Origin of the sequence: Flavobacterium sp. S87F.05.LMB.W.Kidney.N, assembly GCF_004366435.1 — a bacterium.
Classification (GTDB): domain Bacteria; phylum Bacteroidota; class Bacteroidia; order Flavobacteriales; family Flavobacteriaceae; genus Flavobacterium.
This window is the reverse complement of sequence record NZ_SODX01000005.1, coordinates 254,361-272,602: the sequence shown is the minus strand read 5'-3', so window position 1 is coordinate 272,602 and position 18,242 is coordinate 254,361. Positions and strand designations below refer to the sequence as shown.

The 18,242-nt window shown below is 36.3% G+C and carries 10 protein-coding genes; 1 reads left to right on the top strand and 9 read right to left on the bottom strand.

Features of this window, described 5'->3' with window-relative positions; genetic code table 11:
* Positions 1 to 152: 152 nt before the first annotated feature.
* The 5 genes from EDB96_RS16665 to EDB96_RS16645 all read right to left on the bottom strand — a co-directional run bounded on the left by EDB96_RS16665 (position 153) and on the right by EDB96_RS16645 (position 10,072).
* Positions 153 to 3,482, bottom strand: a complete 3,330-nt coding sequence (locus EDB96_RS16665) for a glycoside hydrolase family 2 TIM barrel-domain containing protein (protein WP_134142062.1) — start codon at positions 3,480 to 3,482, stop codon at positions 153 to 155.
* Between the two features lie 148 nt (positions 3,483 to 3,630).
* Positions 3,631 to 4,755, bottom strand: a complete 1,125-nt coding sequence (locus EDB96_RS16660; protein ID WP_134142061.1) for a glycosylase — start codon at positions 4,753 to 4,755, stop codon at positions 3,631 to 3,633.
* Between the two features lie 153 nt (positions 4,756 to 4,908).
* Entirely contained in the window at positions 4,909 to 6,585 is a 1,677-nt protein-coding gene (locus EDB96_RS16655) for a hypothetical protein (protein WP_134142059.1), read from the bottom strand.
* Between the two features lie 123 nt (positions 6,586 to 6,708).
* The gene (locus EDB96_RS16650) at positions 6,709 to 8,895 is read right to left on the bottom strand and encodes a family 78 glycoside hydrolase catalytic domain (protein WP_134142058.1); all 2,187 of its coding nucleotides are present in this window, start codon (positions 8,893 to 8,895) and stop codon (positions 6,709 to 6,711) included.
* Between the two features lie 358 nt (positions 8,896 to 9,253).
* Entirely contained in the window at positions 9,254 to 10,072 is an 819-nt protein-coding gene (locus EDB96_RS16645) for an AraC family transcriptional regulator (RefSeq protein WP_243839369.1), read from the bottom strand.
* A gap of 101 nt (positions 10,073 to 10,173) precedes the next feature.
* Here EDB96_RS16645 and EDB96_RS16640 point away from each other — a divergent pair, with 101 nt between their 5' ends.
* On the top strand, positions 10,174 to 11,382 hold the full coding sequence (locus EDB96_RS16640; RefSeq protein WP_134142057.1) for an MFS transporter: 1,209 nt from the start codon (positions 10,174 to 10,176) through the stop codon (positions 11,380 to 11,382).
* Between the two features lie 44 nt (positions 11,383 to 11,426).
* Here EDB96_RS16640 and EDB96_RS16635 read toward each other — a convergent pair whose 3' ends face one another.
* The 4 genes from EDB96_RS16635 to EDB96_RS16620 all read right to left on the bottom strand — a co-directional run bounded on the left by EDB96_RS16635 (position 11,427) and on the right by EDB96_RS16620 (position 17,771).
* Entirely contained in the window at positions 11,427 to 12,347 is a 921-nt protein-coding gene (locus tag EDB96_RS16635; protein ID WP_166669316.1) for a hypothetical protein, read from the bottom strand.
* Positions 12,348 to 12,455: 108 nt separating this feature from the next.
* Positions 12,456 to 14,036: a sodium:solute symporter gene (locus tag EDB96_RS16630; RefSeq protein ID WP_134142054.1), complete on the bottom strand. Its 1,581-nt coding sequence runs from the start codon at positions 14,034 to 14,036 to the stop codon at positions 12,456 to 12,458.
* A complete protein-coding gene (locus tag EDB96_RS16625; RefSeq protein WP_134142053.1) occupies positions 14,033 to 15,097 on the bottom strand; it encodes a Gfo/Idh/MocA family protein in 1,065 nt (354 codons plus the stop codon). The genes EDB96_RS16630 and EDB96_RS16625 overlap by 4 nt, the downstream gene beginning before the upstream one ends.
* A gap of 211 nt (positions 15,098 to 15,308) precedes the next feature.
* Positions 15,309 to 17,771: an L-rhamnose mutarotase gene (locus tag EDB96_RS16620; RefSeq protein ID WP_243839368.1), complete on the bottom strand. Its 2,463-nt coding sequence runs from the start codon at positions 17,769 to 17,771 to the stop codon at positions 15,309 to 15,311.
* Positions 17,772 to 18,242 lie beyond the last annotated feature (471 nt).

Here is an 18,242-nt window from a genome sequence, read left to right as displayed (position 1 = left end):
GATTGGCTTTTCTTTGCGGAGTTACTTGCGAAGATTTCTCGTTCCTCGAAATGACAAACTGTATATTATAAACTATAATTGTACTATACTTAAAATATACTTTATCTATAATACAAAATACCTAACAGGTTTTGAAAACCTGTTAGGATACATTAATACTTAAACTTCTTCAAACTATTTTCTAATTCATTTTTTGAACCGCTGAAAGGCGTCAAATAAAAACTATACTGATAATCTCCTGACTTAATTTGATATTGTTCCAAAGGCTGTGCAACCAATGTCCAGCTGTCATTTCCTCCCACTCCCATCTGCATTAAATCAATATTCAGCGTTAAAAATCCTGGATCTTTCAGATCGTACGTATGACCTGATGCACTTAGGTTTTCCTGTGTATACGGCCATGCGCTCATGCTTAAAACTTTGGTATCGTTTACCACTAAAAATCCGTTGTTTTTCTGCGGAGTTGTCAACGCCATCCATCTTACATCGCATCGGTTTCCGTTTTCCTGAGGTTTTGGGTAATGTTCGATAAAATCATTTATTGGCAGTGAATATTTCCCAACAAATGAGCCAAAACTTCTGTCGCTGTAATTTTCCAATTCTCCTTTTCCGTACCACGAAATCTGATCGAATTTTCTTTGAACTCCCATCTGCATTCCGATTTTTGGAATGTTTGGCAGTTTATTCGAGGCTTTTAAACTGTAATCTACTTTTATCAATCCGTTTGGTAAGATATTGTAGACCACATTTACATTAGCACTGTCTTTTATAATTTCGTAATCGCTTGTAATTTTAATTTCAGAAGCCGATTTGTCGATTGTAATATTTACCAATTTTGGTTTTGCTTTGTACCATTGTTTCAACAGCTTTTGCGATTTCCAACCTCGTTTATCGTTGTCTGTAAGCGGTCTCACGAAGTTCGGAAGCAATGGAGCAAAAACCTGTTCTTCACCATTAAAAATATACGAACTCAAAGCTCCGTTTCCTTTGTTGATGTTAATGTCGAAATTTTTTCCTTTGATTTTAAAATCAGAATCAGATTCTGAAACGTTTAAAGCTTCCTTTTTAGTTTCAGGCGAAACCGCTTCTTTCTTTTGCAGCAGAAATTGATCTTCCGCGACAGCGTAACCTTTTGAAGCCCAAAGTTCTTCTTTTGAAAGCTGGAATTCTATATTTAAAATATACTCCGCATCGAGTTTCATTTTTGGTAGATACGGACTTACATTTAAAGTTGTAGATTGGCCTGCTTCTACTTTGAATGGTTTTAATATTTGTGTTTTGATTACATTTCCGTTTTCCAAAACTTTTAAAACTGGAATATAATCTTCTAAAGATTTAACGTCCTGACGATTTTTAATTTCTAACTGATTTCCGTTTAAAGTGGAAACTGCTGGCTGATAGACCCATTTATTTTCAAAAATGGATCCTTTTGGTTTTCCGTTAGAATCTACAATTCCTTTTGTATTGAAATTTCCGTCATGGTATTTTTCGCCAAAATCTCCTCCGTGAGCAAAATAATTCTGACCTGATCTTGAATCGAATTTTACCAATCCCTGATCTTTAAATTCCCAGATGCAACCGCCGATAACTCTTGGAAGTGAACGGAATTCATCCCATAATTCTTTTAAATTTCCAACTGAATTTCCCATTGCATGAGAATATTCAACGAAAATAATTGGTCGAGTATCTTTCTTTTGATCAACTAAAAATTTCGGAGTGAAAACACCCGGATAAAAACGGCTGACCATATCAACATACGAATCATCCTGCGGATTTTCGAATCGGTAAGCGTGATCGATTGTTTTTGGATAGCCTGGATCCAGCGGATCGATGTAACCGTCTAATTTTGCATTTCCCTGCGCTGGTTCGTAATGCACCGGACGCGTAATGTCGAAATCGTGAACCCAGCCTGACATGGCCGCATGATTTGGTCCTTTTCCGCCTTCGTTACCTAAACTCCACATCACAACTGACGGATGGTTTTTATCTCTTTCGACCATTCTGATCATACGTTCCATATAAGCATTTGTCCAAAGCGGATCGTTGCTTAATTTACCGCCAATTCCGTGTGTTTCCTGATTGGCTTCGTCCATGACCATGATTCCATATTGATCGCATAATTCATAAAAATAAGGATCGTTTGGATAATGGCTTGTACGTATAAAATTGAAATTGAACTTTTTAATCGTTGTAATATCCTGTTTGATATCTTCTCTAGTAACGGCTTTTCCTCTTGTTGGATGATGATCGTGACGGTTTACGCCATACACATAAGTTTCTTTTCCGTTGATGAGCATTTTACCGTTTTCTTTTGAGAATTCAATCGAACGGAAACCTACTTTACAGCTTTTGACTTCGGTAATAGTGCCGTTTTTATCTTTGATGGAAATGACCATCGTATATAAATTCGGTTCTTCTGAACTCCATTTTTTCGGATTTTTGATGGTTTCCTGAAAGAATCCAAAACGCACATTGTCCAGACGAGGATAACTTTCGTTGATTAAATCGATTACGGGTCTTTGAAGCGGTTCTTTGAAAACTGCCTGATTATTAGCATCGTACAACTGAACATTCATCGTGTAATCTTTGACTTTTTCTCCTGTAAGATTTTCTACTTTCGGACGCAGTTTGAAAATGGCATCGGTGTATTGTTTGTCTAATTTGGTTTGAACAAAGAAATCCTGAATGCGTAATTTTGGCTCTGCCATAATGAAAACTTCACGCTGGATTCCGCTCATGCGCCAGTGATCCTGATCTTCCAGATAAGAACCATCTGCCCAACGAATTACCTGAACCGAAACGACATTTTCTCCCTCTTTTAAATAAGGCGTAATATCAAATTCTGATGGCAGAAAACTATCTTCTCCATAACCTAAAAATTCTCCGTTTAACCAAACCTGAAAACCTGAACTTACGGCTCCAAAATGCAGTGTAACCGTCATGTCTTTCCAGTTTGCCGGAACGGTAAAACTGCGCTGGTAAGAACCAATTCCGTTATAATCTTTAGGAATATAAGGCGGATTTATTGGTCGAAACGGATAAACGGCACTTTTGTAAATTGGATTGTCATAGCCTTTCATTTCCCAGTTTGAAGGCACTTCGATTTTATCCCATCCCGAAACGGTATTTTTATAGAAATCTTTTGACGCTTCTTTAAGGTTTACAGCATATTTAAAATCCCAATCGCCGTTCAGCATCTGGATTCGGCTTTTGGTTCTGTCGCCTTTTAGAGCGTCTTCAACAGAAGTATACGAATAAGCAGTTGCTCTCGAAGGCTGTCTGTTGATGCTCGTAACCGTTGGGTCTTCCCAAGGTGCAAATTGGTATTTTTTATGCAATTCTGGAACTCCTGCCGGCTCTCCTGTAACGGATTGGGCTTGAGTTGTGTAAGATGATAGAAGTAAAATGTAAAATGTGAATACCGATTTTGGTATCGAAAGTCGAAACCTTGAAAAGTGATTATTTTGAATTGGCTGAAACATTATTTTATTTTTAGTTTTTTTGTCATTCCGACGAAGGAGGAATCGCACTAGAAATTCCGCAACTATAATCGACAACCTTTGTCGTTACGAGTGTGATTTTTCCTTCGTCGAAATGACAAACTGGATCTTAATACTTAATACTCTGTACTTAATTCTTCTTCTTTTTCTCCGGCGGAGCCACAAAATTCAATTTGCTTTTTCCTAAATCTTTAGAAGTTGCGATTGCGATTCCTCTCTGTTCTGCTTTATTAACGGCACAGTAAAAATGATAAACAACGCCATCATGTTTTACTACGAACGATTTATGCGCAAACATATCATCGTAAGGTTCTGAGGATTTAATTAAGTCATCACCTTTCCAGTCGGTCCAGTTTACTAAATCATTTGAAACTGCGAAGCGGTTAAATGCACCTTGGTTCCAACCTGTCCAAAAAGCTCCAAAATAGAACATTACCCAAGTATCATCTATACGTTGAATATAGGCGTCTCCTGAGATTCCTTTATGATGATTGATTAATGGTTTATCCCCATAACGTTTCCATGTTTTCATGTCGTTTGATACAGCCATGGCAATACGTTCAGCGCCTTTAGCAGGATTTATACTGTCGCCACGGGCATTATAATACATGATAAAATTGTGTCCTGTCAGTTTATCTTTATCACGAATCACACTGTTTTTATACATCGTGCTATTATCCCACCATTTTGCATCTTTGTCTTTTGGCGTTAAAACCGGGTTTTCTAATCTTTGAAATTCGTGCGGTTTTGTCGGCGCTTCTTTGGTATACGCCATTCCGATTGATAAAACACCTGCTTCATACCCTTTGCTGTCTCCGCCAAAATAACTCATCCAGTATTTGTCATCGTATTTTTCCCATTCGTAGCTTCCGCCCCAAGTTGGATCTTGCAACGAAATATATCCTGCTTTTTGGTTGACATCCCAATGTTTTTCGTTTTCTGAGAACGACATTACTTTTCCTAAATATTTCCAGTCTAACAAATTATCGCTTTCTGCTAACCAAGTTTCATAACCTCTTCCATCGTAAATTAAATACGTCATATACCATTTTCCGTCTTTTCTGAATACACTTGGACAATCCATTTTATAGGAGTTGTCAGTCGGAACCATTACCAAACCGTATTTATAAGGTGTTTTGATTTCTTCGTAAATCTCCTTCATTACGGTCTCTGTAATTTCTCTTTTCTTGTATTTGGTTGCACAGCTGGTTATGGCAAGTGCTGAAATAGTTAGAATTAGGTACTTAAGTTTCATTTTTTATGTGTGTTTATGGCACGCGGATGACGCGGATTAAACTGATTTACACTGGTTTTATTTTTTGTTTCACGCAGATTTAAAAAGAATTTTGGCAGATTTTAAATTAAATAATCTGCGTCAATCCGTTTAATCCGTACAATCTGTGGGCTATTATTTCAACTCTTTCAAACGCGACTCCATCACGTCTTTGTTCAGTTTTACTTTTACCATTCCTGTTGGATGAAATCTCCTCTTTAAATCGATTGCATTGTACACTATTGTGTAAACATCATTTCCTTCTGGGATCAAACATAAAGGTGTTCTCATAATATCCCACCATTTATCGACTTTGGTTTCTATTGGAAGATAATGCGCTTCTGCCCAATTTATTCCGTCTGCTGATAATGAATAGGCAATCATATTAGGTAAATGATGTCCCCATCCGTCTGGTCCTCCGTCAAAAATAGCGATGTACAGACCGTTTGGTAGCTGACTTACGATTGGATTTTCAACAAATTGCGGATGCATGGTTTTAATAGGTTCCAAACCTTTGTTCATTCTTGTCCAAGGTCCTTCTAAACTTTTAGATTCGGCTAAAGCTACAAACCAGCCTTTTCCCGATTTTTTCGGATAATCGGCCCAAGAATTAAACGGATACGCACCACTGTAAAACCCGAAATATTTATCGCCGACTTGATACGGAAAAAACGAAGCAACTCCCTGACGGCCTTCCCACGGCTGAGAATCCAATCCCGGCTCCATGATAATTCCCATATCTTTATAAGGTCCGCCAATTCCGTTGATACCTTCAACAGTTGATTCGCATCTCCAAATTCTTCCAAATGAATGATTGGGTTCTATTTCTTTACTTACGGTATATGCCAAATAATAGCCATACCATTTGTTTGCTTTTTCGTTAAAAACAGGCATGTAAGACCAAATAGCGGCACGTCGATCGTTCATCGGGTTATCATCTTCAGTTACGGCATAAGTTCCGCTGGCTTGGTAGATTGTGGATTCTCTTTTCCAGGTAATTGCATCTTTACTTGTCCAATGCCCTATTCTTGTTTTTACACGATCGTAGTAATAATCTACACCTTTTTCTCCTGCTCTTTCGGTTGGAAACATATGATAGGTATCACCGACTTTCACTACACGTCCGCCTTCAAATCCACCCTGAATTCCATCTGTTCCAGACATTCCTTCGTCAATAACGGGTTTGTTTTCTCCACCGATAATTTCGAAAAGTGGTTTTTCATCTGAAAATCCTTCGACTATAAAAGTTGGATTCCAAAGTTTTCCGTCTGGTAATTTGGCATCTCTTGCATTCAACTGCTGATCGATTTTTAAAACTCCCAAAACAGCAAATAATCCTTTTTGATTTGGTAAAATAGTGTGAGTTCCTTTTCCGTAAGGAATTGCATAGACATCAACAGGCGGTAAACCTGTAATGGTAACTCCGTTTGAAAGGATTTCATTATTATTCCCTATTTGATTTACTTGCAGATATTCCGCATTTTTATCTTGAAAAACACCAACCAAAACAGTTACTGGTTCTTTGAATTTTAATTGTAATGGAGAATTGGTTCCGTTTTTATATTTGTCTAAAGGAAGTTCAACACCTGTTAATCCTTGTAATTCCGGCGCTAAACGAACAATATTATGTTTACTTCCTGAAAATACATGAGCGTATTGTGTGGTTTTGAAAGTTTTGTAATTGGATTTTACAATTTCAAATGATGCTGGTTTCCATGCAGTATTTTGTGCTGAAAGTTGGATGCAGACAGTTAACAGCATTAGGAAAGCTGTTTTTAATTTGAAATTGTATTTTTTACTTTTTGAAAACATTGGTTTTTTATTTTTTTGTTCTTGTCATTGCGAGGAACGAAGCAATCACATTTGCTATATTAAACTTTGCGTAATCATTAGTGAGGTTGCTTCGTTTCTCGCAATGACATACTGGATGAATAATTAGAGAGCCCTATAACTCACTTTATACTCCACATTCGGTTTTACAATCAACTGATATTTATTTTTTGCTAATTCCGTAATCGTTCCTGAATTTGTTTTGGGTTTGCTGACACTTTCAAAAATTAATTTCCCTTCTCCTTCACCTGCTTTAACTTTAATTTCTTTGGTACTGCAATAGATGGCAACTTCTCCGTTTGGTGTTGGAACTTTTCCTTCCATCCATTTTAAACCTCCCAGATTTGGCTTGATTTCATATTCAGCATAACCCGGTTTTAAAGGTTTTACACCTAGATAATATTTCCCTAATAAGTAAATCGGACTGGCTCCCCAAGCGTGGCAAAGACTTTTTCCGTAAGGACGACCATACATCGTTAAATGTTCCGTTCCTTTTTTGTTTGGATTGTATTCTTCCCAGAAAGATGTCGCACCCTCATTCAGCATTCCACCCCAATAGTCTTTCATTTCTTTTAAAACATAATCCTGTTCGCCCATCGCACACAATGCTTCTAACTCGTAAAAACGCATGTATGGAGTTGTGATTTGAAGAACATCTTTATTAAGCAGCACCTTATTTTTTACGCTTTGTTTTTGTTCTTCATTAAAATAATTGAAAAAAATACCAAACATATTAGCATATCTGGTTACAATATTCTGCATTTTACCATCAATACGCTGGTGCTTCATCACATTTTCTTTTTTATCCCAAAACACATCAAATAATTTGGTTTTCAAATCATCTCCTAATTTTTGATATTGTTTTTGGTCTTCACTTTTACCAGCAATTTCAGCACTCACCGCCATGGCTTCAAGACTTCTAGCCAAAAGCATTTGCTCAAAACTAACCTCACCCGTTTTTGGTAATCCGTCAGCCCAATCAATAAACACCCAGTCGCCTTCTAATGGTTCAAGGAATCCGTTTTTATTTCTTCTTTCTAAACAGAAATCCATAAGTGATTTCATTCTTGGATAAAAAGTTTTGATGAATTTCGTATCGCCCGTGTGTAAATAGTAATCGTAAACACCTACAAACCAATACAGCGAATAATCCATTATGATATTTACGTGAGCGGTCACAGGATCCTTTCCGCGAAGGGCTAACAGCGTTCGTTCTACAGAAGCCGAATCAAAGAATAAATAATAATTCATTAAATAACTTTGATAGGCATCGCCAGACCAAACCCAGCGGTCCCGTTTAATTCCATCTATAAAAAATTCGCGAGAGGTTAAATGCATAGTGTAAGCCGACACATCCCAAATTTTATTCAGTTGTTCATCCGATGATTTGAATGCACCACGGTAATCTAATGGCAAATATTCATAAAGCATCGAAATCGAATCGTATTTTACACCTGCATCTGCTTGAACCTGAACATATCGGAATGCTTTCGATCCGTCGTGTGTATAGGTTTCAGGCTGTTTTCCATCAAAAGATAAATGATCTAAGGTTTCACATTTAGCAGAATCCAGCGCTTCTTCACGGGATTCTCCATAATACAATGCTACTTTACCTTTTCCTTTTAAGCCATGAATTTTAATGTAACCAAAAGTTTCTTTACCAAAATCTACCAACTGGCCAGCTCCTATTTTTTCTGTTTTCTTTGCGCTTAAAGGTTTAGTCGTCAGTTTAAACTCAGAAGGTTTGTTTTCTGGCGAATTAAAATTCCAAGAGCCAACAGGTACCCAAGGTGTTCCCGATTGCTGTGCTTTTCCAATTTCATCGATCCAGAGTTTATCTTCATTGGTCACTTTCCAAGAAGCATCAGATTTAACATATTTACCATTAATATAAATAGCCGGCAACACTTCCTGATTGTAAACTTTAAAGGAAATTTTGTGTTTTCCGGCAGGAATTTTAATTGATTTTGGCTGTCCGTAGATTTGAACACCATCTAAAAGTAATTGAAAAGGGCCTTCCGAAAAGATTTTTGCCTCGTCTGGTTCCGGAATATCTACTTCTGCTTGAAAAGTTACCAAGGCATAAGGGCTGTAATATTGCCAAAGCGGTGGAAAAACTGCTTCGCGTTCTGTACGTCTTACCTGCATTTTATTGCTTAACCAAACTTCAAAATCGCCTGGATACCAGATCCATGTTGCCTCTTTTGATTTTTCTTGTGCTGATGATAGCGAAAAACAAAAAAGGGCAACAAAAAGAAGTAAAGTCTTAAAAATGGAAAAGCGGTTTAGCATAGTAAGTTTATTTTGGGACTAAAGATAAGTGTTCTCTTTACATTTCACAACCTGCACTATCCTGCTAATTCATAAAAAATAGCACTTTTTGATAATTTTTTAAGGGAAAAATTACGGCTTATCACTTTTTTAGTACTAAAAAAAATGATGTTAGAATTTTATGGGACACTGATGAAACGGATTTACTTCGTAAAAACGCGGATTTACACAGATTTTAAATGTATATAAGTATCAAGCTTTGTCAAAGTTTTGAACTTTGACAAAGCTATTGAAGAGAAACAAAAGAAAAAATCCGCATCAATCCGCGTCTTCGCGATAGCGAATCCGTTTTACCTGCGTTTAAATTTAGGGTGACAATCTAAGCAATCATCCTATCAGACTCATTTTCATCTTCTAAAATATAATTAGAAGGCGTCTTACCCAAATGCTTCTTAAACATATAGATAAAAGCGCTAGTAGTTTCGTAACCCAAATTGAAGGCAATTTCTTTTATGGATTGTTTTTCGCCCAAACGTTTTATGGCTTCCAGCAATTTTAAGCGTGTACGCCAATCGCTGAAATTCATTCCCAATTCTTTAATAAATAAGCGGGATAAAGTTCTGGTACTCATAAAGGAAAGTTCGGCGTAATGTTCTATCGTATTTTTACTGGCTATATCGTCCATTAAAAGTTCGACTACTTTTTGTAATCTTTCGTGATTCGTTGTTGGCAGAAAAGTTGCACTTGGCTCAATTAAAGCTAATTCGTCTAAGAAAACAGAAATGATTCTTTTTTGTGGCGGAGTGAGATTTCCTTCTATTCCAAAAGAAATGATTTTAAAAACCAATTGCTTTAAGAACATCGGAATATCAAAGGAAAAACTATTTGTTGGCAACCCTTCCATTGCAGACGGATCGATAAAAACACTGTAATAATTAACGTCTTTCTGAAAAGTAACCTGATGCTCTACTCCGCCCGGAAGCCACAAGCCCTGCAACGGATTCACAACCCAAATATGATTGCCCACGACAACGTTCATTACGCCACGCGTGGCATAGATCAACTGTCCTCTTGGGTGCGAGTGCGAAATACACATTTCGTTGTTTACCATTTCAGTATAGCCAATAACAGGTACAGATGGATCAATTCTATATCCATGCTCCTGCGCCATTCGATATGTCCGAATCTGGTTATTCATTGTCCAAATATAGCAATTCTGACATTAGTATTCTTTTGATCTTTGTAAAAAATAATACAGCTGTTGTTTTTAAACCTAATTTAAGAATCAAAAATTACCAAATGGACACTATTAAAGCAAACCCCGAAATAGTTAAAAAAACCACCTACTCGATCTTATTTATTATAAGTTTTTCGCATCTAATCAATGACCTCTTACAGGCTGTAGTACCTTCAATTTATCCGCTTTTAAAAGACAATTTTAGTTTAAATTTTACACAAATTGGTATTATTACTTTGACTTACCAAATGGTAGCGTCTATTTTACAGCCATTTGTGGGAATGTATACCGATAAAAACTCAAAACCTTATTCGCTGATTGTTGGAATGTGTTTTACCATGGTTGGACTTTTCTTTGTTTCGATCGCTTCGAGTTTTATCAACTTATTATTATCAGTAAGTTTAATCGGAATTGGATCTTCAATTTTCCATCCTGAATCTTCACGTGTGGCGCATTTGGCTTCGGGCGGTAAAAGAGGATTGGCGCAGTCTATTTTTCAATTGGGAGGAAATGCAGGAAGTGCTATCGGACCTTTATTAGCCGCTTTTATCGTTATTCCACACGGACAATCTTATATCGCTTGGTTTTGTATTATTGCTTTAGTTGGAATTTTTGCTTTGTATAAAATTGCGATTTGGTACACGGCACATTTATCTGAAAGAATGGCTAATAAATCGGCACACCAAATCGAAACGCATCATTTATCTAAAAACAGAGTAATTGCTTCGCTAATTATTTTATTGGTATTGATTTTCTCTAAATACTTCTACATGAGCAGTATTACAAGTTATTATACTTTCTTCTTGATAGATAAATTTCACATCACAATTCAGCAGTCACAAGTATATTTATTTTTATTCTCTGGTGCTGTTGCTGCAGGAACTTTGATCGGAGGACCAATTGGAGACCGATACGGAAGAAAATATGTTATCTGGGTTTCTATTTTGGGAGTTGCTCCTTTTACCTTGATGTTACCTTACGTTTCTCTATTCTGGGTTGGAACTTTATCTGTGATCATCGGATTAATTCTTTCTTCTGCATTCTCTGCAATTTTAGTTTATGCAACTGAATTACTGCCTGGAAAAGTCGGACTTGTCGCAGGTCTTTTCTTCGGATTTGCTTTCGGAATGGGAGGTTTAGGTTCTGCTATTTTAGGAAAAATTGCCGATGCAACTAGTATTGAATATGTATTTAAGATTTGTGCATTTCTGCCTTTAATTGGTATTATCACTGGATTTTTACCAAATCTTGAGAAGAAAATTAAAAACTAATATATACTAAAAAAAAATGCTCTAAAATATTTAGAGCATTTTTTTTACATTACGTTACTTGAAGTGTATTTTTCCTTTTCCTGAGGAGTCATTTCTCTAAAAAGGACTTCATCATTATATTTTACTGTATACTTTTTATCGCTGTATAAGTTTTGATAACCTTCAGCAGTATAAAAAATTGGCATTACAGATCTTTCAATTACTTTATTTTTTTTACCATCTAAACCATCTACTTCTTCATCAGACAAATAATAAACATTAAATTTAAAGACATGATTTTTATCGTTATCCACAACGTTATCCATTACACCAAGCATAGAACCTGGATAAACTTGATCATTAAGTTTAACCGCTAATAAATTTTCATCCACACCGCTATATGATGCATTTGTTCCATCAGCATGGTCAACTATGATTTCTGTTCTGAAAATAGTGTTTCCTTTATCTGAGACAGCAAATTTTCTTATCTCGGTAACTAAACCTTTTCTCATTGAACATATGGTATCTTTAGTCTTAGAAAACACCGTATAATTTTTCCATATTTCAGGTTTAACATTAAATCTAAAGGTTTCATATATTCTTACCTCTTTATTCTGTTTAAATGGAAGAAAATAAACAATCGAGTTATCCAGCTGAGGCTTTATAGAACCTTTTCTATAGCTATAGGTATAAGAACAATAAATCGGCTTTTCTTTGTCAGCAGGTTCTAATTTAAAAAGTGTTCCCGAATCTTCGGTTAAATTTAAATTATATGTTTTTCTAAATGCAGAGATATTTTCAACATTTGCAGCACTTTCTAAATCAAACTCTATAAAATAATTTCCTGGTACCGCTTTAGTATAATTGTATTCTACACTGTTATCACTTTTTTTGACGCTCGTGATAAAAATCTTTTGATTTTGCGAGGCCATCTTATTAATACTAATAAAAGAAAAAATTAAAACTGCTAATATACTTTTTGACATAATTACATTTTTATCATTAAACATTTCGTAAAAGCGATGCAAATGTAATACAAAAACTACAAAACATTTAAATTAAAGTAATCTTTTTATTATTTATTTTTCTTCCGATTAATTAAAATTAAAAACCAAATACAAAACCAAAATTGTCAAACCCAGCAAACCAAACAAAAGTTTCACCTTTTTACTAGTTTTAGGAATATCCGTTTCATCTGAAAAATTAACTTCAGGATTTTTATCGGTTAAAGAAATAATAACTGCTGCAACTAAAAGCAAGGCAAAAATGTAAAACGAAATCAATAAAAAGTGAGGCCAACCGGGATATTTATCGGCAGGAAAAATCCATAAGTACAAGACCCCTACAAACAAACTAAACGCAGAACCCCACGAAAGTGTTGCATTTACTGCTTTTTTTGTGGTGCGTTTCCAGAAAACACTCAGCAAAAACACAACCGATAAAGATGGCGCCAGGAAACCTAAAACCGCCTGAAAAATATTAAATAAATTTTGCCCTTTGATATTGTCAATTGCAACGGCAATCAGAATCGCAAAAACACAACCAGCTGCAATCGTTAAACGACCAATTTTGATTTGATCTTTGATAGTCGCCGTCGGATTGATTTTCTTTACGTAAATATCATTGGTAAAAACGGTGCTCAAAGCGTTTAAAGAAGAACCTATTGTTCCTACCAAAACCGCAATCATCACACAGATTACCAAACCGTTCATGCCGCTTGGAAAGAGATTCGTAACCATTGTCATATAAGCCAAATCGGAATTGCTTCCTAATTCGGGATATAAAGCATAACACAAAATTCCGGGAAGAATAAACAATGGCAAAGCCATGACTTTTAACCAGCCAATAAAGTTTACACCCAATTGCCCCTGCTCTAGATTTTTAGCTCCTAAAACACTCTGCACCATTGATTGATCGGTACAGAAAAAAGCAACTGCTGCAACAGGATAACCTAATAAAATAGCCGGCCACGGATAATGTGCATCATCTGAAGGTCGGATTAAATTCCAGAAGTTTGAAGGTGTTTTAGCAATTAAAACATCGATTCCGCCTAGTTTTTGCAAACCTAAAAACGAAAGCGTCAGCGAGACTACAATCAGCAGAATCATCTGAAAAACATTGACTTTTGCAATCGCTTTTAATCCTCCGGCAAACGTAAATATTCCAGAGAAAATTACTAAAACCGTAACACTCTGCCACATCGGAATTCCTAAAATCTGACGTACTAAAACGCCTCCGCTGAATAATCCTAAAGACAGCCAGCTTACTAATATTTTTACCAAAGCATACCACGCTAAAATATTCTGAGTACTGTCGCCGTAGCGTTTCCCCATATATTCGGGCATGGTACTGACTTTACTCGCAATATATCTTGGTGCAAAAACCATCGCCAAAAGCAGTAAAAATACAAAGGCGTACCATTCGAAATTTCCTGCCACAATTCCTGTAGCATAACCAATACTCGCAAAAGCCAATAAGGACGAAGGCCCAACATTGGTTCCCCACATATTAAACCCGATGCTGTACCAGTTTAATGAATTGGAAGCCAGAAAAAGCGTTTCATTTTTCTTGCTCTGCTTCACGCTCACCACATAACCAATGACTAATAAAGTCACCAAATAAACAGCTACAATTATAAAATCGAGCGTCGTTAATTTATCGTAGATGCTGTTCATAGTCCGTATTCGTTAAGAATATCGGCGATTTTAACCGGCATTCCAGTTTGCAGTGATTTGTCCATTGCCTGCAATAAAGCCACAGTTCCAATTCCTTCTTCCATGTTTGGATAGGCTTCAAAACCCTGCTCGATGCTGTCCACAAAATATTCTAAATAATTCTGATATTCCCCGCCGTGATGGCTTTGTCCTTCAAAACGGAAATAATATTTTATCGTGCTGTCGCCCCAGGTAATTACTTTTTCTTCGCCCGTTTTGTCCGTAACTGCATAACGCAATTCGTGATAATCGGCCTGACTTGCTCCTTCTGTTGCTCTTAGAATCGTACTCATGCCACTGTCGCGTTGCGCTGGCTGAGTTGGTGACGTATACACACCACTTACACGGGCAATTCTTCCATCAGTTGCTTTGAAGATAAAATGCATCGTATCTTCATTTTTCAATCCTGCTGATTGTCCGTTACTGCTGATCATTCCGTAACCCATTACTTCCTGAATGTTTGGCAGATACCATCTGATAAAATCTACAGGGTGACTCAAACCTCCATATAGCCATTTAAACGACTGCAAAAGCGACCATTCTTTCTTTAAAAACCATCTGTGATCGGCGTGATATTGGGCTTCGATTGTAATTAAATCTCCAATTAAACCCGCTTCATAATCGGCTCTTTGTCTTTTAGCTGGTTCGAAGAAACGTGAACTTTGACCGATAAAGACTTTCTTTCCAGTCGATTTGCTTAATTCTAACAGCTCTTTAGCATCTGAAAGATCATCGATAAAAGGTTTAGTACAAACCACATGTTTTCCGTGTAACAAAGCTTGTTTTACGTGTTGTGCATGCAAATGATCCGGAGTGTAAATCGCAATTATATCAATTGAGTCATCACTTAATAAATCTTCGTAATTGGTAGTGTACGAATGAAAATCGAATTCTTTTGCGCGCCGTTTGCACAAGTCTTCGTTTCTGTCGCATATTTTTACAAGCTCTAATTTTGAACTTTCTATAGCGGCCGACATGGTGCTTCGTCCTTCTCCAAGTCCTAGAATGGCTATTTTTAACATGAGGTGTGGTTATTTTAGATTGTTGATGTTAGATTTTTTTGTTACGTATCCTAACAGGTTTCTAAAACCTGTTAGGTATTATTGCCACAGATTAAAGGATTTTCACAGATTAGAAAAAATTATTTTAATTATTTAATCTTTGGTTTGTATTACTTTGAACTTACACATACCTAACAGGTTTTGGAAACCTGTTAGGATAATTAGTCTGTAATTATTTCGTTTCTACTTTGCTTAAGAAAATCCAGGTTTCGTCTGGTTTTGCGTCTTCAATTCCCGATTGGTATTTCTTCATTAAAGCATTCCATTCATCTACACGTGGATTATTTTGGGTTGTTTTCGGATTTAGTTTGTCCAGATTTTCGCCCTTCGGAATACTGATTACCAAGATCAATTGCCTGTCTTTTTTGAAAACCTGTAACTGTTGGAAATCGGCGTTGCAGAAACCTTTTGCTACTTCCGGCCATTTTTCAAATTGTGTTTTGTGGTACTCAACATATTCTTTCTGCAGTTTTTCATCGGCAGGAAGATTCGCTGTTAAAACAATATTTTCCCAATCTGATGCTGGTTTCGAATCTTTACATCTTTCGAAGTTTTGAAAATCGTAAACCAAATCATCATAGATTTTAATTTCTAAAGAAGGAAAAGCGCCTGCCAATTTTCTCTTTGTTCTTTCCGGCTGATTCATTTTTCCGTAAATCACCAAATGATTTTTCCATTGGTACAATTCCTGACCTACGATTCTAAAACCAACCAAAGTCGATTTGATTTTTTCGATGTCAAAATCATTACCTATCAATTCGATTGCATACGGTTTTGGCATTTCCTGCAGTCCCCATTTTTCATCGATTACGACTTCTTTTTCTAAATCTTTATAAGGCGCTCTGATTCCGGCTGCTTCTTTAATTTTCGTACTTACATACGGATCGTTATGCTCCCAGATATTTCCTTTTGGACCGTTATGGTTTTTTAGGATTTTCTTTTCAGCAATCCAGTTGTTTTTAATTGTAAAACCTTCAGAACCTTCATCGGTATACAAATACAGCCATAAGAACGGATCGTGCGCGTAAGGACTGTTGTATACTTTGTCGATATAATTTTCTTCAATTCGGCTGTTGGGTTGTGCCGAAAGCGTATAAATTCCAGCTACATCATGCAAATGTTTGGCGTAATGATGAATTTTATTCGCCAGAATTTTGTTGTTCTGCATTACGTTTGGCGTATGCGTCCATCCCCAGCCCATTGCCATTCCGGAATACGATACATCCGAAATTTCGTTGTGTTCAATGGTAATATTTCTAACAAAACCAGCACTGATTCCCAAAGTTCCCCAATCTTCATTGGTTACATTGGTGATTAAATTATCGGCAATCACTTCATCAGAACACATTTCTCTTTCGTCTTTTATAATTAAAGGCAAATGCGCTTCAAAAGCTTCTTCAGAAAAAATGCCAACATTTATAGCACTTCCGCCAATATCTTTAAATAAATTTCCTTTTACGGTATTGTGATTCGTTCCTTTATTTAAATCCAAACCTGTCGAAGACAAATGCTCAAAACGGCAGGATTCAAATTGAATATTATTCGAATAATTTACTTCAACCGCCGCACGAGGTCTTCCCACCCATGCCTGATTTTCTAAATTGGCCTGATTTGGCGTTCCCGGCTGTTTCAATTTATAGGCATCTAACAAATATAAACCAGATTGCAATGGCACATGACCTTGCTGTGAAGGACGAAGCCAGTTGCTGTACTGAAACGAAATTCCTTTAAATTGAAAATGATGAACAGGCGAATCAATTGTTCCTTTAACTTCAACCAGATTTTCTAAAACAGGCGCCGTTACAACTGCCGAATTAATATCTTCTCCAGCTCTCGGAACATAATAGATTTTAGCATTTTTCTTGTCCAAATACCATTCTCCAGGCTCATTTAAAAGTGAAAAAGCATTGTTTAAAAAGTAAGCCGAATTCCCGTTATTTTTAGAAATCCACGGTGCAGGCCAAGGATGTTCGCTTTGAATACGGCTCTCAGGCTCTTCAAACGAAAGTTTGGCACTGTCTTTCTGAACTTCAATATTTTTGATTCGGAGATTGGCAATCGACCACCATTGTACGATAAACATTTCCATTCCCGGCTCAAACTTTATCGATTTGTCTTTAAACGGAATCCAGCAAGTTTGTTCCTGATGATTCCAAGATAAAATTCGTTCCATTGTAGTTCCCGTTGTATTTTTGGCTCTTACTGCTTTTTTTCCATTGACCCATAATTGTCGGTAATTGATAATTGAACCTGCTTTTTGAGGCGCATCGGCCACCCAAAATGTTCCTTTTTTACCATTTAAAACAGTAGTTTTTTTCCAGTTTTTAATTTCGATTCCACCGCTAATAATTGGCTTTGCATTTGTATCTGCTTCAATTGTGGTTGGACTTTCTGGAGTTCCCGAATCTTCTGGTCTTACAAACAAAGGTTCGTTTAAATAATACGTTCCGTTCATTACTATGATTCGGATTCCGTCTTTTATGGATGGATCTTTTAGTCGGCGCAGTTCTCTGGCTTTTCGCATTGCCATGTGAACCGTTGCCAGCGGATTTGATTTTGTTCCGATGTTGGAATCATTTCCAGATGGTGACACCCAAATTTCAGCAGCATTCGCTGAAAAAAAAGTGAATACCATTAAAAAAACGATCAGTAATTTGTTGAAAGGAAGTAAGCGCATTATTTATAGTATTGATTTTTTTCTTAGGATAAAATTATCAGGCATTAATTTAAAGCACTAATAATTTTACAAATAAATGTATTTTTAACACTTTTACCAAATAATTCGTCCAATTTACTTGAACATAAAGTTATATGTATCCTGTACCCTCCTGTTTGTGTTTTTGGTTTAGCCACGAATTACACGAATTGCACTAATTTTTTTATTTAATTAACTCCAATTGCATCCAGCTTTAGATGAAGGTTTATAATTTAAAGAGTAAAGGCTTTAGTCAAATTTTGAAATTTAGATAAAGCCTGGAAATGTTTAAAATATAACCCCCAGCTAAAGCTGGAGGCAATTCATATTCATATTATTAATTACATAGAAAGAAAAATTAGTGCAATTCGTGTAATTCGTGGCAAACATTTAAACTTTTTTTAATAGATT

Excerpts from the sequence above, each read along its gene's own strand:
- EDB96_RS16665 (WP_134142062.1), bottom strand. The coding sequence starts at position 3,482 with ATGTTTCAGCCAATTCAAAATAATCACTTTTCAAGGTTTCGACTTTCG.
- EDB96_RS16660 (WP_134142061.1), bottom strand. The coding sequence starts at position 4,755 with ATGAAACTTAAGTACCTAATTCTAACTATTTCAGCACTTGCCATAACC.
- EDB96_RS16655 (WP_134142059.1), bottom strand. The coding sequence starts at position 6,585 with ATGTTTTCAAAAAGTAAAAAATACAATTTCAAATTAAAAACAGCTTTC.
- EDB96_RS16650 (WP_134142058.1), bottom strand. The coding sequence starts at position 8,895 with ATGCTAAACCGCTTTTCCATTTTTAAGACTTTACTTCTTTTTGTTGCC.
- EDB96_RS16645 (WP_243839369.1), bottom strand. The coding sequence starts at position 10,072 with ATGAATAACCAGATTCGGACATATCGAATGGCGCAGGAGCATGGATAT.
- EDB96_RS16640 (WP_134142057.1), top strand. The coding sequence starts at position 10,174 with ATGGACACTATTAAAGCAAACCCCGAAATAGTTAAAAAAACCACCTAC.
- EDB96_RS16635 (WP_166669316.1), bottom strand. The coding sequence starts at position 12,347 with ATGTCAAAAAGTATATTAGCAGTTTTAATTTTTTCTTTTATTAGTATT.
- EDB96_RS16630 (WP_134142054.1), bottom strand. The coding sequence starts at position 14,036 with ATGAACAGCATCTACGATAAATTAACGACGCTCGATTTTATAATTGTA.
- EDB96_RS16625 (WP_134142053.1), bottom strand. The coding sequence starts at position 15,097 with ATGTTAAAAATAGCCATTCTAGGACTTGGAGAAGGACGAAGCACCATG.
- EDB96_RS16620 (WP_243839368.1), bottom strand. The coding sequence starts at position 17,771 with ATGGTATTCACTTTTTTTTCAGCGAATGCTGCTGAAATTTGGGTGTCA.